28 protein-coding genes, 1 other RNA gene and 1 pseudogene are annotated in these 24,193 nt (G+C 64.0%); 16 read left to right on the forward strand and 14 right to left on the reverse strand.

Annotation, left to right across the window (positions count from 1 at the left end; genetic code table 11):
• The first annotated feature begins 142 nt into the window (after positions 1-142).
• Both YUA_RS0104240 and YUA_RS0104245 read left to right on the forward strand, forming a co-directional pair.
• Positions 143-1,267 carry a DUF2336 domain-containing protein gene (locus YUA_RS0104240; RefSeq protein ID WP_027529551.1) on the forward strand — a complete coding sequence of 375 codons (1,125 nt, stop codon included), beginning with the start codon at positions 143-145 and terminating at the stop codon, positions 1,265-1,267.
• Positions 1,268-1,293: 26 nt separating this feature from the next.
• Positions 1,294-1,539, forward strand: coding sequence for a hypothetical protein (locus YUA_RS0104245; RefSeq protein ID WP_027529552.1), 246 nt, complete (start codon positions 1,294-1,296; stop codon positions 1,537-1,539).
• A 71-nt stretch (positions 1,540-1,610) separates the two neighbouring features.
• Here the strand turns inward: YUA_RS0104245 and YUA_RS0104250 are convergent, their stop codons facing one another.
• The 3 genes and pseudogenes from YUA_RS0104250 to YUA_RS0104255 all read right to left on the reverse strand — a co-directional run bounded on the left by YUA_RS0104250 (position 1,611) and on the right by YUA_RS0104255 (position 2,649).
• Complete coding sequence (locus YUA_RS0104250; protein ID WP_027529553.1) at positions 1,611-1,973, reverse strand: hypothetical protein; 363 nt, start codon at positions 1,971-1,973, stop codon at positions 1,611-1,613.
• A 159-nt stretch (positions 1,974-2,132) separates the two neighbouring features.
• Positions 2,133-2,231: pseudogene (locus YUA_RS47775) on the reverse strand (SDR family oxidoreductase); the annotation flags it as partial.
• Between the two features lie 82 nt (positions 2,232-2,313).
• Positions 2,314-2,649, reverse strand: coding sequence for a hypothetical protein (locus YUA_RS0104255; protein ID WP_371259866.1), 336 nt, complete (start codon positions 2,647-2,649; stop codon positions 2,314-2,316).
• Between YUA_RS0104255 and YUA_RS0104260 the strand changes: the two genes are divergently transcribed.
• Complete coding sequence (locus YUA_RS0104260; RefSeq protein ID WP_371259867.1) at positions 2,648-3,109, forward strand: response regulator; 462 nt, start codon at positions 2,648-2,650, stop codon at positions 3,107-3,109. The two genes, YUA_RS0104255 and YUA_RS0104260, sit on opposite strands and share 2 nt — an antisense overlap.
• A 19-nt stretch (positions 3,110-3,128) precedes the next feature.
• Here the strand turns inward: YUA_RS0104260 and YUA_RS0104265 are convergent, their stop codons facing one another.
• From YUA_RS0104265 to ssrA, 10 genes are all read right to left on the reverse strand, one after another.
• Positions 3,129-3,626, reverse strand: coding sequence for a GNAT family N-acetyltransferase (locus tag YUA_RS0104265; protein WP_027529556.1), 498 nt, complete (start codon positions 3,624-3,626; stop codon positions 3,129-3,131).
• A gap of 212 nt (positions 3,627-3,838) precedes the next feature.
• Positions 3,839-4,942, reverse strand: a complete 1,104-nt coding sequence (gene cax, locus YUA_RS0104270; protein WP_027529557.1) for a calcium/proton exchanger — start codon at positions 4,940-4,942, stop codon at positions 3,839-3,841.
• Positions 4,943-5,112: 170 nt separating this feature from the next.
• On the reverse strand, positions 5,113-5,394 hold the full coding sequence (locus tag YUA_RS0104275; RefSeq protein ID WP_027529558.1) for a hypothetical protein: 282 nt from the start codon (positions 5,392-5,394) through the stop codon (positions 5,113-5,115).
• A gap of 404 nt (positions 5,395-5,798) precedes the next feature.
• A complete protein-coding gene (locus tag YUA_RS0104280; protein WP_027529559.1) occupies positions 5,799-7,670 on the reverse strand; it encodes a ferrous iron transporter B in 1,872 nt (623 codons plus the stop codon).
• A 25-nt stretch (positions 7,671-7,695) separates the two neighbouring features.
• Positions 7,696-7,971 (reverse strand): FeoA family protein, encoded by a 276-nt coding sequence (locus YUA_RS0104285; protein WP_027529560.1) that lies wholly within the window; start codon positions 7,969-7,971, stop codon positions 7,696-7,698.
• Positions 7,972-8,085: 114 nt separating this feature from the next.
• Positions 8,086-8,340 carry a ribbon-helix-helix domain-containing protein gene (locus tag YUA_RS0104290; protein WP_027529561.1) on the reverse strand — a complete coding sequence of 85 codons (255 nt, stop codon included), beginning with the start codon at positions 8,338-8,340 and terminating at the stop codon, positions 8,086-8,088.
• On the reverse strand, positions 8,337-8,525 hold the full coding sequence (locus YUA_RS0104295) for a DUF4169 family protein (RefSeq protein ID WP_027529562.1): 189 nt from the start codon (positions 8,523-8,525) through the stop codon (positions 8,337-8,339). Before YUA_RS0104295 ends, YUA_RS0104290 begins: the two co-directional genes overlap by 4 nt.
• 279 nt (positions 8,526-8,804) lie before the next feature.
• Positions 8,805-10,241 carry a class II fumarate hydratase gene (fumC, locus tag YUA_RS0104300; protein ID WP_027529563.1) on the reverse strand — a complete coding sequence of 479 codons (1,437 nt, stop codon included), beginning with the start codon at positions 10,239-10,241 and terminating at the stop codon, positions 8,805-8,807.
• Positions 10,242-10,330: 89 nt separating this feature from the next.
• Positions 10,331-10,849 (reverse strand): SspB family protein, encoded by a 519-nt coding sequence (locus tag YUA_RS0104305; RefSeq protein WP_027529564.1) that lies wholly within the window; start codon positions 10,847-10,849, stop codon positions 10,331-10,333.
• 114 nt (positions 10,850-10,963) lie between these two features.
• Positions 10,964-11,339, reverse strand: a transfer-messenger RNA (tmRNA) gene (gene ssrA, locus YUA_RS47410).
• 95 nt (positions 11,340-11,434) lie between these two features.
• Here ssrA and YUA_RS0104310 point away from each other — a divergent pair.
• From YUA_RS0104310 to YUA_RS0104365, 12 genes are all read left to right on the forward strand, one after another.
• Entirely contained in the window at positions 11,435-12,040 is a 606-nt protein-coding gene (locus YUA_RS0104310; RefSeq protein WP_027529565.1) for a chromate transporter, read from the forward strand.
• A complete protein-coding gene (locus tag YUA_RS0104315; protein ID WP_027529566.1) occupies positions 12,037-12,567 on the forward strand; it encodes a chromate transporter in 531 nt (176 codons plus the stop codon). Before YUA_RS0104310 ends, YUA_RS0104315 begins: the two co-directional genes overlap by 4 nt.
• A 96-nt stretch (positions 12,568-12,663) precedes the next feature.
• The gene (locus YUA_RS0104320; protein ID WP_027529567.1) at positions 12,664-13,428 is read left to right on the forward strand and encodes a tripartite tricarboxylate transporter TctB family protein; all 765 of its coding nucleotides are present in this window, start codon (positions 12,664-12,666) and stop codon (positions 13,426-13,428) included.
• Between the two features lie 7 nt (positions 13,429-13,435).
• Entirely contained in the window at positions 13,436-14,950 is a 1,515-nt protein-coding gene (locus YUA_RS0104325; protein WP_027529568.1) for a tripartite tricarboxylate transporter permease, read from the forward strand.
• Positions 14,951-15,085: 135 nt separating this feature from the next.
• Positions 15,086-16,066 (forward strand): tripartite tricarboxylate transporter substrate binding protein BugD, encoded by a 981-nt coding sequence (locus YUA_RS0104330; RefSeq protein ID WP_027529569.1) that lies wholly within the window; start codon positions 15,086-15,088, stop codon positions 16,064-16,066.
• Positions 16,067-16,239: 173 nt separating this feature from the next.
• Positions 16,240-17,034: a thymidylate synthase gene (locus YUA_RS0104335; protein ID WP_027529570.1), complete on the forward strand. Its 795-nt coding sequence runs from the start codon at positions 16,240-16,242 to the stop codon at positions 17,032-17,034.
• 5 nt (positions 17,035-17,039) lie between these two features.
• Entirely contained in the window at positions 17,040-17,525 is a 486-nt protein-coding gene (locus YUA_RS0104340) for a GNAT family N-acetyltransferase (protein ID WP_027529571.1), read from the forward strand.
• Complete coding sequence (locus YUA_RS0104345; protein WP_027529572.1) at positions 17,525-18,034, forward strand: dihydrofolate reductase; 510 nt, start codon at positions 17,525-17,527, stop codon at positions 18,032-18,034. Before YUA_RS0104340 ends, YUA_RS0104345 begins: the two co-directional genes overlap by 1 nt.
• 157 nt (positions 18,035-18,191) lie before the next feature.
• Complete coding sequence (gene hflK, locus YUA_RS0104350) at positions 18,192-19,325, forward strand: FtsH protease activity modulator HflK (RefSeq protein WP_027529573.1); 1,134 nt, start codon at positions 18,192-18,194, stop codon at positions 19,323-19,325.
• Positions 19,322-20,218, forward strand: a complete 897-nt coding sequence (gene hflC, locus YUA_RS0104355) for a protease modulator HflC (protein ID WP_027529574.1) — start codon at positions 19,322-19,324, stop codon at positions 20,216-20,218. Before hflK ends, hflC begins: the two co-directional genes overlap by 4 nt.
• Positions 20,219-20,289: 71 nt before the next feature.
• Positions 20,290-20,496, forward strand: coding sequence for a DUF2065 domain-containing protein (locus YUA_RS0104360; protein WP_027529575.1), 207 nt, complete (start codon positions 20,290-20,292; stop codon positions 20,494-20,496).
• Positions 20,497-20,639: 143 nt separating this feature from the next.
• Positions 20,640-22,163 (forward strand): Do family serine endopeptidase, encoded by a 1,524-nt coding sequence (locus tag YUA_RS0104365; RefSeq protein WP_027529576.1) that lies wholly within the window; start codon positions 20,640-20,642, stop codon positions 22,161-22,163.
• 140 nt (positions 22,164-22,303) lie between these two features.
• On the opposite strand, the gene serB is transcribed toward YUA_RS0104365, so the two are convergent.
• Positions 22,304-23,209, reverse strand: coding sequence for a phosphoserine phosphatase SerB (gene serB, locus YUA_RS0104370; protein ID WP_027529577.1), 906 nt, complete (start codon positions 23,207-23,209; stop codon positions 22,304-22,306).
• A gap of 11 nt (positions 23,210-23,220) precedes the next feature.
• On the opposite strand from serB, the gene miaA reads away from it, so the two are divergent.
• Positions 23,221-24,162: a tRNA (adenosine(37)-N6)-dimethylallyltransferase MiaA gene (gene miaA, locus YUA_RS0104375; protein ID WP_027529578.1), complete on the forward strand. Its 942-nt coding sequence runs from the start codon at positions 23,221-23,223 to the stop codon at positions 24,160-24,162.
• Positions 24,163-24,193: the final 31 nt, after the last annotated feature.

A 24,193-nucleotide genomic window follows, 5' to 3' on the forward strand; every position in this document is an offset into this window, starting at 1 on the left:
TGCATTTGAATGATTTTTCCTCAGCAAAACTGAACTGCCGATTTTACTGGATTCTCGCGTTTGATCTCTAGCGTGGTTCCCAGAGGAATCCGGCGTCCTGCCCGCACAGGCAGGATGGCTCACCAAGAACTGGGGTATCGAGATGAACGGGGCGACAACGCTTCTACAGGATCTGGACGACGCAATCGCGCGCGGCACCGACGAAAGCCGGACGAAGGCGTTGTGGCATGCGACCGATCTTTTGATCACCGGTCGCTATGTCGACGACGAGATCAGCATGTTCGGCGAGGTCATCGGCCGGCTTGCCGACGAGATCGAGGTCGCCGCGCGGGCGCAGCTCTCCGAATTGATGGCGGGCTGCGATCATGCTCCGCTCAACGTCATCGAGAAGCTCGCTTTGGACGACGAGATCGAGGTCGCGGGCCCCGTGCTGCGCGACTCGACCCGGATCGACGAGAAGGTCCTGGTCGAGAGCGCCATGACCAAGGGCCAGGCGCACCTGCTCGCGATCTCCCAGCGCGGGGCGATCGGCGAGGCCGTGACCGACGTGCTCGTCAAGCGTGGTAACCAGGAGGTTGTCACCTCGGTCGCCAGGAACGAGGGCGCGCGCTTCTCCGGCTCGGGTCTGCTGCACATGGTCCGCCGCGCCGAGGGAGACTCGATTCTTGCTGAACAACTTGGCCTGCGCAAGGACGTGCCGCGCCACATCTTCCAGCAGCTCATCTCCAAGGCGTCGGAAGACGTCCGCCGCCGGCTCGAGACCGAGCGCCCCGAGATGATGTCGCAGATCCAGAGCTCGGTGACCGAAGTCACCGGCGATTTGCAGTCCAAGTTCGGCCCGTCCTCGCGCAGCTATTTCGTCGCCAAGCGCGTGGTGACGACGCAGTACCGGCAGGGCAACCTGAACCAGGTCTCGATCTCGAACTATGCGCGCCAGCATCGCTTCGATGAGGTGCAGATCGGCCTGTCGCTGCTGTCGTCGCTGCCGGTCGACGTGATCGAGCGCGCGCTGATGGACCGCAACCGCGAGATGATCCTGGTGCTGTGCAAGGCGCTCGACTTCTCCTGGGACACAACGATGTCGCTGTTGTTCCTCGGCGCCAAGGATCATCTGATCACGGCGCGCGAGCTCCACGACAACGAGCGTGACTTCGGCCGGCTCAAGATCGAGACGTCACGCAGCATTCTGAAATTCTACCAGTCGCGCAAGAACAGCGCCGGCACCGATCCCGCGACGGGTCGTCAGGCCGAGCTCCAGGTTCACTGAGCGGGACATCGAGGGAGTATTTGAAAATGTTGCCTCAATTCGGCACCGCAGTTCGCAAGAACAAGAGCCTCACCAAGAACCTCGCCGCCGAGACCGGCGGAGCGGCTCCGGAGAAGGCCACGGTCGACGCCGCATGGCTCGTGCTGGAAGCCGCCAATGATCTCGGCGACCACGCCGCGATCGAAGCCTGCCGCCGCGTCATCGATGCCGAACTGAACGGCACGGTGCCGGGTAGCTCCGATGTCGATCTCGTGCTGGGGTATTTCCGGTAGGGGTTTGGGTGAACGCGCCGCCGTCGGCAGCGCGGTTGCGTGCTCATCCTGATTGAAGCGCGGCCGGTCGCTCAGCCGCAATTCCAGATCGCGCCGATCGGCGTCCGCGTCCAGCACGGACCGAAACTGCCGCCATTGTAGCGGGAGCCACCGAAGCCGGGCCGGCCGAAATAGTGCCATTCGCCGTCGATGTAGCGGTAATAGACCGGCACGCGATCGATATACCAAGGGCGCTGGTTTTCGCGCGCGTAACGCCGCAGCCCATTCTTCTGTGCGTAGAGCGGCTGACTGTTGCTCAGCGGCTGGCGATAGCCCGGCAGGAAGCCGTAGCCATGCCAGGCTTGCTTGGGCTTTCTAGAGGCCGCCGCCGCCGGCGCAGCGACCGGCAGCAGCGATAGAATGGCAGCAATAAATAGACACAGGAGGCGCGACATGCATCGACCATAGACAGTCGATGCTGGGAAAGCCATTCAAATTCAAGTGGGGATTTTCTCCGGGCTCGCGCGATTTTTGCGAAGCGAGTTGCGCGGGCGAGAATCGCGGCGGACGACCGGCCGGGCCGAATCACGGCCCAGCCGTCACGTCTTTGTCGTCTAGGCGTTGGCGCCGCCGTCGACTGTCAAGGTCGAGCCGGTGATGTACCTCGCTTTCGCGCTCGCCAGAAACGCGACCGCATCGGCGATGTCGTCCGGCGCGCTGCCGGCGGAACTGAAGGGTGTTCCGCATCAGATACAAAAAGGCCTCGCCGAAGCGAGGCCTCCATGCTGGCGAGAATTAATCCTCGTCCCAGTAGTGACGACGGATCACGACGCCGCGGTCGTAATCGCGATCGTGGTGGTACCAGCCACGATGCCAACCGCGATCATGCTCGTAGATGCGAGCCCGCGGGCCATAATAATCATCGCGGTCGCCGCCGACATAGACGCCGAAACCAGCCGCATTGGCGATGGTGGGGGCACCGATTGCAAGCGTCGCGAACGCCGCAAGAGCGTAAATCAGCTTCTTCATCTGTTCCTCCTCCTTCTGCATCGTCGCGGATTCAACTGCTGCCGCTATGGCCTGTTGCAGGAACCGGCGAGAAACTTTCTTGAACAGGTGTTCAGGTTTCATGCGCACTATCGTGAGAAAGCCAAAAACGCGTGCTGCACTCTGCGGGAACTGGAACACGCGATCCAGTCGGATCGCCGGTCAACCAAAGGCAAACATGTCGGAACAGCCTTCGATCCTGATCGTGGAAGACGAATATCCGCTCCAGGGTGTGCTCGAGATGGCGCTGGCGGAAGCTGGCTTCACGTCCGACATCCTTGCATCCGGCGAGGAGGCGATCACGGTGTTCGTCGCGCGCGGAAAACATCACAAGGCGTTGGTGACCGATGTCTATCTCGGCGGCAAGCTGAACGGCTGGGATCTCGCCCGGAGAATGCGGGAAAAGGATCCGACCCTTCCGGTCGTGTACATTACGGGCAGCGCCGGCGCGGCATTGTGGAAATCACAGGGCGTGCCCAACAGCGTGCTTCTCGAAAAGCCGTTTCAACCCGAACGGCTGGTGGCCGCGCTCATGGGGTTATGAGCTGCCGGCATTTCATGCATCACCGCCTGATCCGGTAGATCACGACGTCTTCGCCGTGATGCGTCGTATGCTTCTCGAGCAGATAGTTCGCCTTCTCCAGCACGCGGCGCGATGCGCCATGTGCGACGAAGACCAGGCCGATCAGCGAGAACAGCTCGAGGCGCGACAATCCAATATCGGTCAGCGCAACCGCGATCTCGCTCGCAAGCCCCTGGCCCCAGAATTCGCGCTTGAACGTGTAGGCAATCTCGATCTCGTCCACGCCGTCCACGAGGATATGCCGGATGCCCGCCCGCCCGGCGAACGCGCCATCCTTCGTTCGCAGCGCCCACAGCCCAAAGCCGTGCTGATCCCAGTGGGCCATGTTGGTCGCGAGATAGGTCTTGGTCACCTCGGCCGAGCGTACACCGCCAAGATAGCGCGAGACGTCGGGATCGAGATGCAGCGCGATGAGGTCGGCGAGGTGATCTGCGCGAAGTCGCTCGGCAGTCAATCTCGCGGTGCTGAACTGGTCCATGGAGACCGATAGCCGGTTTCGAGGCCTCTCGTCGATTGCTTTCACGACACGATATCTTGCGGCATCAGCAACGGCTGGATCGCTTTGACTCGGTGTCGAGCCGGTGTTCTGATTTTGCCCTGCTGAGCGCCGCAGCCCCGAGTTCCGTCGCGAAGAAAACGGCGCTCGCGGGCTCCGGGCCCTCTGGGCGCCGCGCTGCATCAAGGTCAGCGCTAGATCGGGCCGTACGAGCCGGGCGGGACCATGTAGAGCGTCATCGCGAAGATCGCGTAGATGCAGAGCAGGAGCGCACCGATGAACCAGGCCGATCGTTCGCCATTGGTGATGAAGCTCGTCACCACGGCCGCAATCATGACCATGGTCACCGCTCCCGGCCAGAATTGAAGGTCCATGGGCTGTGGCCCGACGAGGTAGCTCAGCAGCACGAGAACGGGTGCGACGAACAAAGCGATCTGGCTTGCGCTTCCGAGCGCGATGCTCACGCTCATATCGAGCCGGTTGCGGCGTGCTGCGGAAAACGCCACGGCCATCTCGGCCGCAGCGCCGACCAGGGCAACGACGATGAATCCGACGAATGCCGGGGTCATGCCGAGCGTTTCGGCGGCCTTCTGCACCGACTCGACGAAGATCTCGCTCACGAGCGCAACCAGCACGGTGACGACCCCCAGGGTCGGAACGGCGACCGCAACCGGCAGCATCGGGCCGCCTGCCTCGCCATGCTCGCTGCTCGCAAACAGATCTTTGTGCGTCTTCAGCGAGAACAGCAGGCTGAGGCCGTAAGCCGCAATCAGCAGGACCGCCAACGCGACGCTCAAGCGCCGCACCGTCGCCTCGTGTCCGGGAAAGTTGAGGTCGGCCATGGCGGACGGGGACAACAGGGCAATCGTGGCCATCAGCAGGAGTGCGGAATGGAGCCTGCCGCCCGCCCGGTTGAACTCCTGCACGCGATGCCTCAATCCGCCCAGAAACAGCGATGCGCCCAGCATGAAGAGCGAGTTGGTCACGATCGCACCCGCGATCGAGGCTTTGACCAGCATGTATTGACCGGCCTGCAACGCCGTGACGGCGATGATGAGCTCTGTGAGATTGCCAAGCGTGGCATTCAATAACCCGCCGATTGCATCACCGGTCTTCTCGGCCACGGCCTCCGTTGCGTGGCTGAGCAGGCTCGCGAGCGGCACGATGGCAATCACGGCCAGCACGAACAGCAGCGTATGCGCGTCCGGCATGATGTGGGCGAGCGCGATCACCACCGGCACGAAGATAAGCATCCACAGAAGCGGACTGTGCCGGATTTCCTTGAGCAGCGCATTCATTGGTCAGTCCCTGGCGGTTAGACCTCGACGCTGCCGCCGCAGATCCGTCCGGCATTGATCCAGCTCAATGGCCTGCGCGCGCCCCGCGGACTGGTGCAGGGAGTTGACGAGCGCGACCTGGCGAGGGGCATAAACAACGAGGCTCGTCGATCCGACGAGCCTCGCGCGCCTCAATAGCAGGGTGGATAGGGGGCGTATCCACAAGCCCGGCGATAGCCATAGGCACCATAGGCTGCAGCTCCCGCCGCTGCTGCACCGTAGTAAGCGCGCCGATGGACCCTGCGGTTGACGCCTGCAACGCTCCCGGGCGTCAGCGGGCGCCCGACGCGGGCGTCGGCGGTGTCAACGGACACGGTGAGCACATCCGCCGGCGAATAGCGGAACGACAGGGGTGCTGCCGTGAACACCGCGGCGGTGACGAACAGTCCAATCAGCTTGGCGTGTCTGGTCATCTGCTCTCTTCCTTTGCTGGACGACGAGAAAACGTGACATGCCGATGAGCCCCACCATTGACCGAAATCAATGCCTTCGAACTTCCGAGTAGATCGCTCGGACGGCGACGAAGCCGAACCCTGCTGATCGCTCCATGATGCCATGGTGCTCCTGTTTTGCCCGACGGGTCAACCGATTTTCCGAATCTTTGGCCCGCCACCGGGGAGCAGCGACTGCCGAAGCTCGAAGCGTAATCCGGGAAAATCGTTTTTCGGCTGCATCCGCGGACTTCGCTGCGCTCCATCCCGGCTGCGAGAGTTTTGCCCGATGCATCAACCGCTTCGCGGCATCCGCGGGTCACGATCTCGCCAACCCCCGCCTACTGTGAATGGGGTTGTTTTCGCGGTTTTGGTTTCGGGAGAGGCTAGCCGGCGCCTAACGCGACCGCGACGTTGTAGGTCAGGAGGCTCGCGGCATAGGCCAGCACCAGCATGTAGGCGAAGGTCGCCGCCATCCAGCCCCAGCTTCCGGTCTCGCGCCGGATCACGGCGAGCGTGGAGGCGCATTGCGGGGCGAAGATGTACCAGGCGAGCATCGACAGCGCGGTGGCGAGCGACCATTTCGTCGCCAGCACCTGGCCGATCTGCTCGGCCGCCTCCTTGCCGCCTTCGATCGCATAGACGGTGCCGAGGGCTGCGACCGCGACCTCGCGCGCCGCCATGCCCGGGATCAGCGCGACCGCGATCTGCCAGTTGAAGCCGACGGGGGCGAGCAACGGCTCCAGCGCCTTGCCGATGATCGCGGCGAGGCTGAAGTCGATCGCGGGCTCGGTCGCGCCCGCGGGCGGCTGCGGGAACGAGGCCAGAAACCAGATCAGCACCATCATCGAGAAGATCGTGGTGCCGGCGCGTTGCAGGAACATCTTGGCGCGGGTGAAGATGCCGATCGCGATCGATTTCAGCCTGGGCATCTTGTAGTCCGGCAGCTCCAGCATGAACGGCGCCGGGGCATAGTCGCGCAGCATGAAGAACTTGATCAGGAACGAGACGGCAAGCGCGCTGACGATGCCGGTGGCGTAAAGCCCGAACATCACGAGGCCTTGGAGGTTGATGAAGCCCCAGACATCCTTGGCCGGAATGAAGGCCGAGATGATCAGCGTGTAGACCGGAATGCGCGCCGAGCAGGTCATCAGCGGCGCGATCAGGATCGTGGTCAGGCGGTCGCGCTTGTTGTCGATGACGCGCGTCGCCATGATGCCGGGGATGGCGCAGGCAAAGCTCGACAACAGAGGAATGAAGGCGCGGCCGTGCAGGCCGGCACCGCCCATGATGCGGTCCATCAGAAACGCCGCGCGCGCCATGTAACCGAAATCTTCCAGGAGCAGGATGAACAGGAAGATGATGATGATCTGCGGCAGGAACACGATGACGCTGCCGACGCCCGAGATCACGCCGTTCTGAAGGAAGCTCTGCACCAGACCATCGGGCAGGGTGGCGTGGACCAAGTCGCCGAGCGCGTCGAAGCCCGATTGCAGCAGCTCCATCAGCGGCTGCGCCCAGGCGAACACCGCCTGGAACATCACGAACAGGATGAGCGCGAGCACGATGAGGCCGCCGACGGGATGCAGCACGATCGCGTCGACGCGCGCGGTCCAGGTGTCGGGCCGGCTTGGCAGGCTGACGCAGTCCGAGATGATGCGGTCGGCCTCGCGCTGGGTCGCGCGCAGTTCGGAGACGCTAAGCGCGCGCCAGGTGTTCTCCGCAGGCTCTGCGGCGAGCTTGGCCGAGATCTCGTCGGTCAGCGCCAGGAGGTCAGCCGTGCCGCCCTTGCGCACCGCGATCGAGGTGACCACGGGCACGCCGAGCTCCTTGGCGAGCCGTTCGACGTCGACCGAGATGCCGCGGCGGCTCGCGATGTCGAACATGTTCAGCACGAGGATCATCGGCCGTCCGGTGCGCTTGAGCTCCAGCAGCAGGCGGATGGTCAGGCGCAGATTGGTGGAGTCGGCCACACACAGCACGAGGTCGGGCACGGTCTCGCCCGAAGCCTTGCCAAGCACGAAGTCGCGGGTGATCTCCTCGTCCGGGCTACGGCCGCGCAGCGAATAGGTGCCGGGCAGGTCGACGACCGAGACCTGGCGTCCCTGCGGGGTGACGAAAAAACCTTCCTTGCGCTCGACGGTGACGCCCGGATAGTTCGCGACCTTCTGCCGGCTGCCGGTCAGGGCATTGAACAGCGAGGTCTTGCCGCTGTTTGGCGTGCCGACCAGGGCGAGATGCAGAAGGGGTAATTCCATGGAATCAGATGTCCGGCCGCGATTCTCAGGCGACGATGATGGCCATGGCCTCGCGGCGACGCACCGCGATGGTGATGTTGTCGACACGCACGGCGATCGGGTCGCGCCCGACCAGCCCTTCGTGCAGGATCTCGACCCGGGCGCCCTCGACGAAGCCGAGTTCGATCAGCCGGCTCTCGAGCTCGATGTCGGAGAGAGCCGAGCCCGCGTCCTTGGCGGACAGGTGCTGAATGACGCCGGTATAGCCGCACTGGGCCAGGCCCAGCGGCATCTCGCGGCGCGTGTCATGGGTGTTGGTCATGCCCTGTATTTTCAACGCAGGGCAGGGAGGTCAAGCGCGCACGCTCGCTGAAACTGCACCTTAGAGCGATTTTAAAGTGCAGATCACGAAGGCGTGGGCAGTGCGCCTCGGCGGCTACTGGGCCGGGACCTTTTCCGGCTGGATGGCGGCCATGGCGCGGCTCTTGAAGTAGTCGAGCACGAACAGGCGGATCGCCGAGGACAGATTGCCCTGCTGGCGGGCGCCGTCGATCTCGCCGACGAGCTCGGACAACGTCATGTTGCGCAGGCCCGAGATCTCCTTCATGCCGTTCCAGAACGCCTCTTCCAGGCTGACGCTGGTCTTGTGGCCGGCGACCACGATCGAACGCTTCACGACGGGCGACTTCATGGCTGCTCCTCGCGATCGATCCGATGCTGGTCCAGATGCGCCTTGGCCTGGTCCGCCAGCTTCTCCTCCGCCGATCGTTCCGCCTTCGTGCGGCCGAACTTCGTTCGGTTGGCGTCCGCCTGCTTCGCCGAGGCTTCCCGCTCGGTGCGCTTCCTGAAACGATTCAGGTTGATGACGTTCCCCATGCCGCGTCTCCATCATCCGATCCTCCTCGGGCAGGATGAAACTTCCAGAAACAGGGTGCCGCGTTGCGCCCTACAAGACTTGATCGTCATTCGCTCGTCCTCGTCAATCGGCCTCTCGGGCCATCAAACGATGAATTTCGCCCCGTCAAGGGCAGAGAGGCCTTGCGTAGCACGCGCCCCTCCCGCCACATTGACGGTAATCAAATCCTGTCCTTTAAGCCTTATAATTATGAGCTTTGAGGCTCCGTATCATTACGGATGACTATCGGAATTCGGAATTCATCCGGGCCTCGTCATCTTCCCCGGCTGCACCAGGCGGTCGAATTCGTCGGCCGAGACGAAGCCAAGTCGCAGCGCCTCCTCCTTCAGCGTGGTGCCGTTGGCATGCGCGGTCTTGGCTACCTTGGCGGCGTTGTCGTAGCCGATCTTCGGCGCGAGCGCCGTCACCAGCATCAGCGAACGCTCCATCAGCTCCTTGATGTGCTTCTGGTCGGCGCGGATGCCGCTGACGCAATGCTCGGTAAAAGAGCGCGCGGCATCCGCCATCAGGCGGATCGAATGCAGCATGTTGTAGGCGAGAACGGGCTTGTAGACGTTGAGTTCGAAATGGCCCTGGCTGCCGGCGACCGTGATCGCAGTGTGATTGCCGAACACCTGGCAGCACACCATGGTCATGGCCTCGCATTGCGTCGGATTGACCTTGCCCGGCATGATCGATGAGCCCGGCTCGTTCTCCGGCAGGATCAATTCGCCGAGGCCCGAGCGCGGACCCGATCCGAGCAGGCGGATGTCGTTGGCGATCTTGAACAGGCCCGTCGCGACGGAATTGATGGCGCCGTGCGCCAGCACATAGGCGTCGTTGGAGGCCAGCGCCTCGAATTTGTTGGCGGCGCTGGTGAAGGGCAGTTTCGTGATTCTGGCGACGTGCTTGGCAAACACCTTTGCGAAGCGCGGCTTGGAATTGAGTCCGGTGCCGACGGCAGTGCCGCCCTGCGCCAGCGGATAGAGATCCTTCACCGCGACCTTGAGCCGCGCGATGCCGCTCTCGACCTGCGCGGCATAGCCGGAAAATTCCTGGCCAAGCGTCAGTGGCGTCGCATCCTGGGTGTGGGTGCGGCCGATCTTCACGATCTTCGCAAACTCCTTCTCCTTCTTGCGCAGTGCGCGGTGCAGCTCAGCGAGTGCGGGGACGAGATCTGCGGTGACGCGGCTTGCGGCCGCGATGTGCATCGCGGTCGGGAAGGAGTCGTTCGACGACTGGCTCATGTTGACGTGGTCGTTGGGATGCACCGGCTTCTTGGTGCCGAGCTCACCGCCGAGCAGCTCGTTGGCGCGGTTGGCGATGACCTCGTTGAGGTTCATGTTGCTCTGCGTGCCCGAGCCGGTCTGCCACACGACCAGCGGGAAATGGTCGTCGAGCTTGCCCTCGATCACCTCGTGCGCGGCGCGCATGATCGCGTTGGCACGGCGCTTGTCGAGCAGGCCGAGCTCGAGGTTGGTCTGAGCGGCCGCAAGCTTGACGATGCCGAGCGCATGCACGAGCGAGATCGGCATGCGATCGATGCCGATGCGGAAATTCTGGCGCGAGCGTTCGGTCTGCGCCCCCCAATAGCGATCGGCGGGGACCTCGATGGGACCGAAACTGTCGGTCTCGATGCGGGTCGTGGAGCGAGGGGCGGTCTTCGCGCGGGCAGCTTTGGCCATGAGCACATCCATTCTGCCGCACGAAACGCCGCGCGGCCTCTTCATGTGCTCTTCTATATAGGGAGTTTGGCCGGGCGCGACGCTCTCGGGCCCAACCCAGATCATTTCTTGCGGAAACGATCGAGCCGCACGACTTCGGCGCCGCCCTGGTTCGGCGGGGTCGGTTCTTCCGCGGTCTCGGCCGTCTCAGCGGCAGGTGCGGGCACCGCGACGGCGGACGGGGCGGGAGCGGCCGGCAAATTCTCGGTCCCGACCTCGGCAACGTCGGAGGTGTCGAACTGGAGGCCGAATTTCACGGACGGGTCGAGGAAGCTCTTGATGGCGCTGAACGGCACGATCAACCGCTCCGGGATGCCGCCGAAGGACAGGCCCACTTCGAAACGGTCCTCGAGCACGGTCAGGTCCCAGAACTGGTGCTGGAGGATAATCGTCATCTCTTCCGGATATTGCGCCAGCAGCCGCGACGAGATTTTCACGCCGTCGGCCTTCGAGACGAAGGTGATGAAGAAATGATGCTCGCCCGGTAGTCCATGGGACGCGGCATCGGTCAGCACCTTGCGCAGCACGCCGCGCAGCGCGTCGCGGGCCAGCACATCGTATCGGATATGATCGGTCGCCATGGTGGTCCTGTTGCATTCCAGGAGACGGGCCCTGCCGGCCCGACTCGCCAAGCCGCAATAGTACCGCGCCTTACGGGTCAGCAGGAGTCCCCGCCGGGAAGGAAATCAGAGGTAAGTGGAGGCTTCTGTTGCCAGGTGCCTCCGAACCCCGCCTAACGGAGCTTAACCCGTTAGGACTTCAGAATGGTCTTTCAAACTGCGTTACGCAGCCTGAGCAACCGGAGCAAAGTTGTCGTTGGCAACTATTGCATAGCCCGATAACGGCGGAACAATACCGGGAAAAAGTTCGCCCTTTACGCCCTCGTCGATCCTATTTCGCCCCCGCCAAAGCCCGCTATTCGGCGGGCTGAAGCCCTGAAATCGGTGGGCTTTGGTGGAGGCGCCGGGTACCGCCCCCGGGTCCGAATGGTTTATTGCGACGACCGTTTATTTCCATAGCCGGCGAACCGGCAGCCCTAATATAGGGGGCAAAGGTTTCAAATGACAGGTGTTTCGAGCGGCCATGACGAGTTCCCTTTGGATAGGCTCTGGGTGGCCATTCGTATGATCTTGGCCGCACGGCGGCCCGCGTTCTAAGCTCCTGACATGTCCACGGATTCAGCACCGGCCGCCCAAGAGCCGGATCATCCCGCCAACCACGCGCCTCCGCCCCGTCTCGCCGCACTGTTCCTGGCGTTTGCCCGGATGTCGCTGGCCGGTTTCGGCGGGGTCCTGGTGTTTGCGCGGCACGCCATCGTCGATCAGCACCGCTGGATGAGCGCGGACGAGTTCAACGAGACCTTTGCGCTCTGCCATTTCCTGCCCGGGCCGAACATCGTCAATCTGTCGATGGTGTTCGGGTCGCGGTTGCGCGGCATCGCCGGCGGTGTTGCCGCCTTCACCGGGCTGTTGCTGCCACCGACGCTGATCATGACCGTGCTCGCAATCATCTACGCGCATTTCGGTGATGTCGAGGTGCTCCGCCGCATCCTTGCGGGCATCTCCTGCGCCGCGGTCGGCCTGCTGATCGCGGTGGTGTTTCGCATGATGACGCCGCTGCTCAAGCGGATGGACGTCGTCGTACTCATCCTGATGCTCGGCGTGTTCACAGCCATCGGCGTACTTCGCTGGCCGTTGCAGGCGGTGCTGCTGGTCGCGATCCCGCTCAGCATCGGCGTCACATATCTGATGCGACGGAAGGTAGCGGCATGAGCAGCGAGAACCCGATCTGGGCGCTGATCTCCACCTTTGGTCTAATGTCGCTGTTCGCGGTCGGCGGCGCCGCGGCCGCGGTGCCCGAGATGCATCGCGTCGCGGTCGATGTGCATCACTGGATGACCGACAAGCAGTTCGCGGACGCCTATGCGATCGCGCAGCTTTCGCCAGGTCCCAACGTGCTTATCGTCACGTTAATCGGCTATGCTGTCGCTGGCGTTCCCGGTGCGCTGGCGGCGACGCTGGCGATGTGCCTGCCGACGGCGTTGCTTGCCTATTATGTCAGCAGGCTTCTCAGCCGGCCAAGCCAATCGCACTGGCCCGCCCTGATTCAGACTGCACTGGTTCCTCTGTCGATTGGATTGATGGCAGCCAGCGCCCTGATCCTCGCCCAGTCCACCGATCGTACTTTTGTTGCACTGCTCCTGACCGCGGCGGTTGCGGTGGTCGCATCCATCACGCGCATCAATCCACTATGGCTTTTGCTCGCCGGCGGCCTGTTGGGTTTTGCTGGCATTGTGTGATGAAAATCGCTAGGCAGTGATCCGGGGCGGGGGATCGATTTTCCAGCCGATTAGACCAACAGTGCTCGTGACTTACGGGTCGCGGAGGAGACATGCATGGCCGACACAATGGGCCACTCGGCGGCGACAGCCACCAGAAACACATCGGTGGCGCTTGGCTTCTGTCTGCTGGCGCTTGCGCCGCAGATCTTCGAATTCATCTGGTCCATCGGGACGATCTTCGGCTGGGGTGCCGGGCGCGGTCCGGCCACGGTCCTGATCAGCCACGCCACCGCGCTCGTCGCGGGCGCTCCCGTTGCGCTGATCGGATCGATCGGCGGTGACACCAAGAAGGCGTCATCCGACGTGCTGCTGGCGCTGATCTATTCCTACCCGCTGTTTGCGGTGGCGATCCTCACGATCTTCATGACGATCCGGTCGGCACAGGACTATGTCGGCGGGATCGTCCTGATGGCGCTCGCCCTGTTCGCGTTGTGGGCCTCAAGCGATTTGCAGGGGATGCGGGGCTTCTCCTTTGGCGCAGGCACGGCGCCGCGGATGTTCGGCGGGCTCCTCGTCGCGCTTGGCGCAGGCATCGCACTGACGGGTCTGCTGTCCAGTGGACCGGCGATGGCGCATTATTCATGGCGCGGGCCGCTGTTCGTCATGGCCTCGATCGTCTTCTTCGCCCTCGCGATCCGTCCGCTTGGGGTCGTGGTTTCGGCCTTCGTGAGCTTCCTGATTGCGGCAATGGGCACCCATGAGACGCGCTGGATCGAAACCGTCATTGTCGGCGCCTGCCTGACACTCGGCTGCGCGCTTCTATTCCCCTACGTGCTCGGGCTGCCGATGCCGATGTTCCCGCGTTTCCTGGCTCAGTGAGGGTGTGATGGATCTCTTTGCCAACCTCGCTCACGGTTTTGCCGTCGCGTTCTCTCCGATCAATCTTTTGATGTGCTTGATCGGCGCGCTTGTCGGTACGCTGGTCGGCGTGCTGCCGGGCATCGGCACCATCGCAACCGTCGCGATGCTGCTGCCGATCACCTTCGGCCTGCCGCCGGTCGGTGCGCTGATCATGCTCGCCGGCATCTATTACGGCGCCCAGTATGGCGGCTCGACCACCTCGATCCTGGTCAACATTCCAGGTGAGGCGACGTCGGTCGTCACCGCCATCGACGGTCACCAGATGGCCAAGCAGGGCCGCGCCGGCCCGGCGCTGGCGATCGCCGCCATCGGCTCGTTCTTCGCCGGCTGCGTCGCGACCGTGCTCATCGCCGTGCTCGGCGCGCCCCTGACCAAGCTCGCGCTCGCGTTCGGTCCGGCGGAGTACTTCTCGCTGATGGTGCTCGGCCTGATCTTCGCCGTGGTGCTCGCCAAAGGCTCGGTGCTGAAGGCGATCGCGATGATCGTGTTCGGCCTGCTTCTGTCGATGGTCGGCTCCGACATCGAGACCGGTGCCTCGCGCATGGCCTTCAACATTCCGGAGCTCGCCGACGGTCTCGGCTTTGCGACGGTGGCGATGGGCGTGTTCGGCTTTGCCGAGATCATCCGCAATCTCGACGCCGGCGCCGAGATGAACCGCGATCTCGTGCAGCAGAAGATCACCGGCCTGATGCCGACGAAGAAGGACCTGATCGACTCGACGCCCGCGATCCTGCGCGGCACCGTGCTCGGCTCGATCCTCGGCATTCTTCCGGGCGGCGGCGCGGTGATCGCGTCGTTCGCGGCCTACACGCTCGAGAAGAAGCTCGCCAGGAACCCGTCGCGGTTCGGCCGCGGTGCGATCGAGGGCGTGGCGGCGCCGGAAAGCGCCAACAACGCAGCCGCGCAGACCTCTTTCATCCCGCTGCTCACCCTCGGCATCCCGCCGAACGCGGTGATGGCGCTGATGGTGGGGGCGATGACCATCCACGGCATCGTTCCGGGCCCGCAGGTGATGCAGAAGCAGCCTGATCTGGTCTGGGGCATGATCGCCTCGATGTGGATCGGCAATCTGATGCTGATCATCATCAACCTGCCGCTGGTCGGCATCTGGGTCCGCCTGCTGCGCGTGCCGTACCGGCTGATGTTCCCCTCGATCGTGATCTTCTGCGCGATCGGCATCTACTCGGTAAACAACGCGCCGGTCGACGTCATTCTCGCAGGCGTGTTCGGTCTGGTCGGCTACTGGCTGATCAAGCACGATTTCGAGCCGGCGCCGCTGCTGCTCGGCATGGTGCTCGGACCGCTGATGGAAGAGAACCTGCGCCGCGCATTGCTGATCTCGCGTGGTGACTGGACCGTGTTCCTGACGCGTCCGCTGTCGGCGGTGCTGCTGGCGATCGCGGCCTTCCTTCTGATACTTACGGTGCTGCCTTTCTTGCGGGCCAAGCGCGACGAGGTGTTCACCGAATCCGAGAACTGATCGCGTCGCGCCTGCGTCGTCGCGTCCTGCGTCGGCGCGCCGCATTCGGAAGTCCAATCGACTTGCGTGACTGCTTCGTGAAATGAAAATGCCGGCCTTGTGGCCGGCATTTTGTTTATGTCGGAGAAGATCGAGATGACTTCCATTCGCGCGCTCACGGGCGCATGTGCAGCCGTGCTCGCATCGCTGTGCGGCTTTGTCGCACCAGGCGAAGCGCAGACCTATCCGACGCGAAGCATCACCATGATCGTGCCGTTCGCGGCCGGCGGCCCGACTGACGTCGTCGCGCGCATCGTCACCTCGCACATGGCGCAGACGCTTGGTCAGAGCATCATCATCGAGAACGTGGTCGGCGCCGGCGGCACCACCGCGACCGCGCGCGCCGCGCGTGCGGCCAACGACGGCTATACGCTGATCACCGGGCATATGGGCACGCACGCGGCCTCCGTGCCGCTCTATCCGAAGCTCGCCTATCATCCCGAGAAAGACTTCGAGCCGATCGCGCTGCTCGCGGGCACGCCGATCCTGATCCTGGCGCGCAAGGATTTCCCGCCGAAGGACCTCAAGGAGTTCGTCGCTTACGTGAAGGCCAACGCCGAGAAGGTGAACGCCGCGCATGCAGGTGTCGGTTCGGTCTCGCACGTGTCCTGCGAGCTGCTGCACTCCATCCTCGACGTCAAGCCGGTCGGCGTGCCCTTCAATGGCACGGGCCCTGCGATGAACGCTCTGGTGGCGGGCCAGGTCGACTACATGTGTGACCAGATCGTCAACGCCGTGCCGCAGATCAATGCCGGCACCATCAAGGCCTATGCGATCGCAACACCGGAGCGCAATCCGTCGCTGCCGAACGTGCCGACGACGGCGGAAGCGGGCCTGCCGGCCTTCCAGGCCCAGGCCTGGAACGCGATGTTCGCCCCGAAGGGAACCTCGCCCGTGATCCTGGCGAGCCTGAACGCCGCGGCGGTCAAGGCGCTCGACGACGAGACCGTGAAGAAGCGTCTGCTCGAGCTCGGCAGCGTTATCCCGGGGCTCGCGGAGCGGACGCCGGAGGCGCTCGCCATGCTCGTGAAAAGCGAGATTGCGAAGTGGACGCCGGTGCTCAAGCCAGCAAGTTAACCCTGCAGGATCAAGCCGGTAGGAGAGGGGCGGGACCTGAGTTCCGCCCCCTTGTCGTTTGCGCCGGAAACTCTCACTTTTCGGGGTATAATCGGGCGAGAACAGCGAATCGCCGCTGTCGCAGCGAGGGGGCGGCCGTTAAGTTCGCCGCCTTCCCCAAGGCTCATTGGCACATGCACCAGTATCAGGACCTGCTCGAGCGGATTCTTTCAGACGGCGCCGAGAAGACGGATCGGACCGGTACCGGTACGCTATCGGTATTCGGCCATCAGATGCGCTTCAATCTGTCCGCCGGCTTTCCGATGCTGACCACGAAGCGCCTGCCGCTGAAGGCGATCGTGCACGAGCTGCTGTGGTTCCTGAAGGGCGACACCAACATTAAATATCTGCGCGACAACGGCGTCACCATCTGGGACGAGTGGGCCGACGCCAATGGCGATCTCGGCCCGGTCTATGGCCATCAATGGCGCTCCTGGCCAGCGCCGGACGGTCGCAGTATCGACCAGATCGCTGACGTCGTCGACATGATCAAGCGCAATCCGGACTCGCGCCGGTTGATCGTCTCGGCCTGGAATCCGGCCGAGGTCGACAAGATGGCGCTGCCGCCGTGTCACTGCCTGTTCCAGTTCTATGTCGCCAACGGAAAACTGTCGTGCCAGCTCTATCAGCGTTCGGCCGACGTGTTCCTCGGTGTGCCCTTCAACATCGCATCCTACGCGCTGCTCACCCTGATGGTCGCGCAGGTCACGGGACTGAAGCCCGGCGACTTCGTGCACTCGCTCGGCGACACCCATCTCTATTCCAACCATCTGGAACAGGCGCGGCTTCAGCTCACGCGCGCGCCGCGTGCGCTGCCGGTGATGCGGATCAATCCTGAGGTGAAGGATATCTTCTCCTTCCGTTACGAGGATTTCGAGCTCGTCGGCTACGATCCGCATCCGCATATCAAGGCGGAAGTCGCGGTATAGCTCCGATGTCGCTGACCATCCGCCGCGCGCGTCCGGGCGAAGCCGGGCTCGTTCTCTCCTTCATCCGCGAGCTTGCAGAGTACGAAAAGCTCTCACATGAGGTCGAGGCGACGGAGCAGATGATCGCGGAAGCGCTCTTTAGCGACAATCCGCGGCTCTATTGCGCACTGGCCGAATGGAACGACGAGCCCGTCGGCTTCGCGGTCTGGTTCGCGAATTTCTCGACCTTCAGCGGCCGCTACGGCATCTATCTCGAAGACTTGTATGTGCGGCCGTCGCATCGGGGCAAGGGCCTCGGCAAGGCGCTGCTGGTCTATCTGGCCAGGGAATGCGTCGACAACGGCTGGTCGCGGCTGCAATGGGCGGTGCTCGACTGGAACGCGCCGTCGATCGCATTCTACAAATCGCTCGGCGCCGTGATGCTGGACGACTGGACGCTGTGCCGCGTCAGTGGTCCTGCCTTGACGCGACTTGCGGGGAGCGGAACCTGATGGAGATCGTCTTTGTCGTCGCGATTGCGGAGAACGGCGTCATCGGCGCCGGCAAGGCGATCCCGTGGCGATTGAAATCCGACATGGCGCGCTTCAAGGCGCTCACCATCGGCAAGCCCGTGATCATGGGCCGCAAGACCTTCGAATCCCTGCGCCGGCCGCTTCCGAACCGCACCAACATCGTCATCACGCGCGATGCAGCCTATCGCGCCGCCGGCGCTGTCGTCACGACATCGGCGGCAGATGCGGGCGCGGTTGCGCTTGGTGATGCCCTGCGGCGTCCAGCCGCTGAAATCGCGGTGATCGGCGGCGCCGAAATCTACCGGCAATGGCTCGATCGCGCCGACCGCCTCGAGATAACTGAAGTGCATGCGCGGCCGGACGGCGACACGCATTTCGACATCGACAAGGCGCAGTGGTATGAGACGGAGCGCGTCCGCCATCCGGCCGGACCCGAGGACAGCGCCGACTTCTCCTATGTGACATATCGTCGGCGGCCGTCTCATTAACTCCATTCGCCAATGTTTACATTGACTTTTCCGCCCCCGAGCATAGCTCGTGGGTCGGTCAGCTTGCGTTGTAAGGGTCCTTTCGGTCCCCTATAAAGCCGGACCGGACAATGCGGGCCGGCTAGTTTCAGTCCCGGTCTGCCGAGGAGAGCGTCGAATGCCGTGGAAGAATCAGGGCGGTGGCCCGTGGGGCTCGGGTCCGAAAGGACCGTGGGGCTCAGGCCCGCAACCGGTCGGGCCGAGGCCGCCGGATCTGGAGGACCTTCTGCGGCGCGGCCAGGACCGGCTCCAGCAGATCATGCCGGGTGGCTATTTCTCCGGCATCGGCATCACGCTGATCCTGCTCATCGTCGTCGCGCTCTGGCTGCTGTCGGGCTTCTTCCGCGTGCAGTCCGAAGAGCAGGGCGTCGTGCTGCGCTTTGGCAAGCATGTGCGCACCGTTGACCCGGGCCTGAACTATCATCTGCCCTATCCGATCGAGACGGTGCTGCTGCCGAAGGCGCTGCGCGTGTCCACCATTTCCATCGGCATGACGCTGATCGACGATCCGGCCCGCCGCGGCCGCTCGATCCGTGACGTGCCGGAAGAGAGCCTGATGCTGACCGGCGACGAGAACATCGTCGATGTCGACTTCACCGTGCTGTGGCGCATCAAGCCCAACGGCGTCGGCAACTTCCTGTTCAACATCCAGAACCCCGAGGGCACCGTGAAGGCGGTCGCTGAAAGCGCGATGCGCGAGGTGATCGGCCGCTCCAACATCCAGCCGATCCTGACCGGCGCGCGGACGCAGACCGAGACCACCGTGCAGGATCTGATGCAGAAGACGCTCGACGGCTACGGCGCCGGCATCCAGATCACCCAGGTGCAGATGCAGAAGGTCGATCCGCCAGCGCAGGTGATCGATGCGTTCCGCGACGTGCAGGCGGCGCGCGCCAATCTGGAGCAGTTGCAGAATGAAGCGCAGACCTATGCCAACAAGATCGTGCCGGAAGCGCGCGGCAACGCGGCGCGGATCCTGCAGGCCGCTGAAGGCTACAAGGAGCAGGCGGTCGCCGAGGCCAAAGGCCAGAGCTCGCGCTTCCTGAAGGTGTACGAGGAATACAAGAAGGCGCCCGACGTGACGCGTGAACGGATCTATCTGGAGACGATGGAGCGCGTGCTCGGCGGCTCGGACAAGCTGATTTATGACGGAGGCCCTTCGGGCCAGGGCGTCGTGCCCTACCTGCCCCTCAACGAATTGTCGGCCAAGAAGCCCACGACGGGCCAGCAGTCGAGCGGAGGCGCAAGATGAGGTCTCCGGTTACAGGCATCGTCGCGCTGCTCGCGGCGCTTCTGGTCGCGATCGTCGCCTACATGTCGCTGTTCACGGTGCAGCAGACCGAGCAGACCATCGTGCTGCAATTCGGTAAGCCCGTGGACGTCGTCACCGACCCGGGGCTGCACTTCAAGGCGCCCTGGAATTCCGTGATCAACATCGACAAGCGGATCCTCGACCTCGAGAACCCGTCGCAGGAGGTCATTGCCTCCGACCAGAAGCGGCTCGTGGTCGACGCCTTTGCGCGCTACCGCATCAAGGACGCGCTGCGCTTCTACCAGAGCGTCGGCTCGATCCAGGCGGCGAACCTCCAGCTCACCTCACTCTTGAACGCGGCGCTGCGCCGCGTGCTCGGTGAGGTCAACTTCATCACTGTGGTGCGTGATGAGCGCGAGAAGCTGATGGGGCGCATCCGCGAGCAGCTCGACCACGAGGCCGACGGTTACGGCATCGAGGTCGTCGACGTCCGGATCCGCCGCGCCGATCTGCCGGAGCAGAACAGCCAGGCGGTCTACCAGCGCATGCAGACCGAGCGTCAGCGTGAAGCGGCCGAGTTCCGTGCACAGGGCGGTCAGAAGGCGCAGGAGATCCGCTCCAAGGCCGATCGCGAGGCAACCGTGATCATTGCCGAGGCGAATTCGACCGCCGAGCAGACGCGCGGCGTGGGCGATGCCGAACGCAACCGCCTGTTCGCCGAAGCCTATGGCAAGGATGCTGACTTCTTCGCCTTCTACCGGTCGATGACGGCCTATGAGAACGGGCTGAAGCCCAACGACACCCGCTTCCTGCTGCGGCCGGACTCGGATTTCTTCCGGTATTTTGGTAACCCGTCGGGCAAGACGGCGACCGAGACGCCGGCGAAACCGTAAGCTAGACAAGGGCGGCAGGTTTGGCCGCCCTTCGTCCAGACAAGAACAGCGCCACGGGAGGTTCCAATCCGATGAGGTCCATTGCGTTCGCCGACTTCCTCATCGGCTTAGGCATCCTGTTCGTGCTGGAAGGCTTGATGTTCGCGGCCAGTCCGAACTGGATGCGCAAGGCTATGAAGAGCGCTATCGCCACGCCGGACAATATCCTGCGGGTGGTCGGGATCGGCTCGGCCGTGGCCGGCCTGATCCTGATCTGGGTGATGCGACGTCCGATCTAGTCGTCGCGCCAACGCCAAAGTGAAGGCGAGAGGCGGGTTTTCGCCGTATTGTTCGGGTCTTGAGGCCCGTTAAGCTCCGCGCTTGCGCCATCCCCCCGTTCGAGCGCAGTCTTGAGGCCGAATCCTATTCTCTGGAGATCACAATGACCGCTGCCACCATTGCCCCGACCCGCTTGCGCCATAGTGCGCGACTTGGCGTCCGATTTGGGCTGGTCGCGCTCGCGATCGGCGCTTTCAGTGCGTTCGGCTCGCCGGCGCAGGCGCGCGGACCAGAGGGTATCGCCGACGTCGCCGAGAAGGTGATCGACGCGGTCGTCAACATCTCGACCTCGCAGACGGTCGAGGCCAAGGGTGGTGGCGGGGGCAGCAACACCATGCCGCAACTGCCGCCCGGCTCGCCCTTCGAGGAATTCTTCGACGACTTCTTCAAGAACCGCAAAGGCCCTGGCGGTGGCAGCAAGGGCGGCGAGAACATCCAGCCGCGCAAGACCAACTCGCTCGGAAGCGGCTTCATCGTCGACACTTCCGGCGTCGTCGTGACCAACAACCACGTCATCGCCGATGCTGACGAGATCAATGTCATCCTCAACGACGGCACCAAGATCAAGGCCGACCTCGTCGGTGTCGACAAGAAGACCGACCTTGCCGTCTTGAAGTTCAAGCCGTCGAAGCCGCTCGTCTCGGTGAAGTTCGGCGACTCCGACAAGCTGCGCCTCGGCGACTGGGTCGTCGCGATCGGCAACCCCTTCAGCCTCGGCGGCACGGTGACCGCGGGCATCGTCTCGGCCAAGAACCGCGACATCTCCTCGGGGCCCTATGACAGCTACATCCAGACCGACGCCGCCATCAATCGGGGCAATTCCGGCGGTCCGCTGTTCAACCTCGATGGCGATGTCGTCGGCGTCAACACCCTGATCATCTCGCCCTCCGGCGGCTCGATCGGCATCGGCTTTGCCGTGCCGTCGAAGACGGTCGCGGGCGTCGTCGACCAGCTTCGCCAGTTCGGTGAATTGCGCCGCGGCTGGCTCGGGGTGCGCATCCAGAGCGTCACCGACGAGATCGCCGAGAGCCTCAACATCAAGCCGGCGCGCGGTGCGCTGGTTGCAGGCGTCGATGACAAGGGCCCGGCCAAGCCGGCGGGCATCGAGCCCGGCGACGTCGTCGTCAAATTCGACGGCAAGGACGTCAAGGACCCGAAGGACCTGTCCCGCGTCGTCGCTGACACCGCGGTCGGCAAGGAGGTCGACGTCATCATCATCCGCAAGGGCGAGGAGCAGACCAAGAAGGTCACGCTCGGCCGCCTGCAGGATCCCGACAAGGTCCAGGCTGTGGTGAAAACCGACGAGCCGCCGCCGGAGAAGCTGGTGACGCAGAAGGCGCTCGGCCTCGATCTCGCCGTGCTGAACAAGGATCTGCGCACGCGCTACAAGATCAAGGACACCGTCAAGGGTGTGGTCGTCACCAATGTCGATGCCAGTTCGGATGCTGCCGAGAAGCGGCTCTCCGCCGGTGACGTCATCGTCGAAGTCGCGCAGGAAGCGGTCGCGAGCGGCGCCGACATCCAGAAGCGGGTCGACCAGCTCAAGAAGGACGGCAAGAAGTCCGTATTGCTGCTGGTCTCGAACGGCGACGGCGAACTGCGCTTTGTGGCGCTGAGCGTGCAGTAGGGGGCAGCGCAGTCCCACACTCACTGTCATGCCCCGGCTTGACCGGGGCATCCAGTACGCCGAGGCTTCTCGGTTAAAGCACTGCCGCCTCTGGAATACTGGATCACCCGCTTTCGCGGGTGATGACAGCGGAGAGGAGGCTACCCCTCCACGAACTCGTCGCGCCGATAGCCCTGCGCATACAGCAGCGCGGTGAGATCGCCGTGGTCGATCCGCGCCGCTGCGGCGGCCGCGACGGCCGGCTTGGCGTGATACGCCACGCCCAGTCCTGCCGCCTGGATCATCGCCAGATCATTGGCGCCGTCGCCGACGACAGCCGAATCGATGTCGTCGAGATCGAACGACTCCATCAAATCCACCAGCGTCGCCAGTTTGGCCGCGCGGCCCAGGATCGGCTCCTTCACCTCGCCGGTGAACTTACCGTCGCGCACGACGAGCTCGTTGGCGCGATTCTCCTGGAAGCCGAGCTTGGCGGCGACTGCGCTCGTGAACAGGGTGAAGCCGCCGGAGACGAGGCAGGTATAGGCGCCGTGGGCGCGCATGGTCGCGACCAATTCGCGGCCCCCCGGGGTCAGCGTGATGCGCTTGGCCAGCACCTCGTCGACGACGCCGGCGGGGAGGTCCTTCAGCAGCGCGACGCGCTCGCGCAGCGCCGGCTCGAACTCGATCTCGCCACGCATCGCGCGTTCGGTGATAGCGGCGACGTGGGCCTTCATGCCGACGAGATCGGCGAGCTCGTCGATGCACTCCTGGCCGATCATGGTGGAATCCATGTCGGCGAGAAAAAGCTTCTTGCGCCGGACGCCGGCAGGCTGCACGACGATGTCGATGGGCAGGTCACCGCGGATCTCGCGCAACCGCTCCTCGATGGCGTGACGGTCGCCTTCGAGGTTACTGTCGGCGCCGAAGGGAATGTCGACCGCCACCCCGTCGAACAGCCAGTGGGCCGGTGCTGCGTTGGGCAGCACGGCGCGGGCGCCGTCGACGATGGTGGAGTCGAGCGCGGGATTGTTTGGGTTGCAGATCAGCGTGGCGACGAGGGACATTTGAGGTTTTCGTGAGCGAGAGGCATTCGAGCAAGGCCGTGCTTATCGCAGGCCCGACCGCCAGCGGCAAGTCGGCGCTGGCGCTGGAGCTTGCGCTGAGCGCGGGCGGAATCGTGATCAATGCCGATTCCATGCAGGTCTATCGCGACCTCCGCGTCATCACCGCGCGCCCAACGCAGGGTGAGGAGGCGCGCGTTCCGCATCGCCTTTATGGCCATATCGATGCCGCCGTGAATTTTTCGGCCGGCGACTGGGTGGCTGATGCCGCGAAGATGCTGGAAGAAGCGCAGGTCGAGGGCCGCCTGCCGATCTTCGTCGGCGGCACCGGGCTATATTTCAAAGCGCTCACGGCAGGTCTCTCCGTCGTGCCACCCATCCCAGCCGAAATACGCGAAAACGTCCGCGCGCGGCTGGAGCGGAACGGCGTCGAGGCGCTGCATGCGGAACTCGCGCGCCGTGATCCGCGCGCGGCCGAGCGATTGAATCTGCGCGACCGCACCAGGATTGCGCGCGCGCTCGAAGTGATCGAGGCGACCGGCCGTTCGCTGCTCGACTGGCACCATGAGGGCCAGCCGCCGCTGTTGCCAAAGGACAGTTTTCGCGCGGTGTTTCTCGCGCCCGAGCGCGACGAGCTCTATGGCCGTATCGACGCCCGCTTCGACGCCATGCTGGACGCCGGTGCCCTGACTGAGGTCGAGCAGCTTGCTGCCCGCAACCTCGACCCGCTGCTGCCGGCCATGAAGGCCCACGGCGTGCCGGCCCTGATCCGGCATCTGCGCGGTGAGCTCAGTCTGGAGGAGGCCGCCACGATCGGCCGGGCCGACACCCGCCACTACGCCAAGCGGCAATTCACCTGGTTCCGGCACCAGCTTCCCGAATTCGAGTGGGTGAGGCCGGTGGAGGCCAGTGGATGGCTCGCGGGCGCCGCCAACGCGGCCCGGGCCGCCCGCTGACGCGCTTTTGTCCTTCGGTTCCCGATTTTAC

This window comes from Bradyrhizobium sp. WSM3983 (assembly GCF_000473045.1).
In the GTDB taxonomy this organism is placed as follows: domain Bacteria; phylum Pseudomonadota; class Alphaproteobacteria; order Rhizobiales; family Xanthobacteraceae; genus Bradyrhizobium.